The organism is Neptunomonas sp. CHC150 (assembly GCF_030397555.1).
GTDB lineage: Bacteria > Pseudomonadota > Gammaproteobacteria > Pseudomonadales > Balneatricaceae > Neptunomonas > Neptunomonas phycophila.
Genome location: NZ_JAPNXU010000029.1, coordinates 1 through 208 on the forward strand (window position 1 = coordinate 1; position 208 = coordinate 208).

Genomic DNA, 208 nt, shown 5'->3' on the forward strand with positions numbered 1-208 from the left:
CGAACGACCTGTTAGGTAATGACACGGATCCAGACAGCGATCCATTAACGATCACTGAAGTGTCTAACCCAACGAACGGTACGGTTGTCCTTAACGCTGACGGCACCGTGACCTTCACGCCTGATGAGAACTTCAATGGCGAAGCGACGTACGAGTACACCATTACTGATGGTAACGGTGGATTCGATACCGCTACTGTGACAATCGA

The 208-nt window shown here is 50.5% G+C and carries 1 protein-coding gene; it reads left to right on the forward strand.

All coding sequences use genetic code 11. From position 1 onward, the window contains the following. A partial coding sequence (locus tag OW491_RS17940) for a cadherin-like domain-containing protein (protein ID WP_290037261.1) occupies nt 1-208 on the forward strand: 208 nt, incomplete at both ends.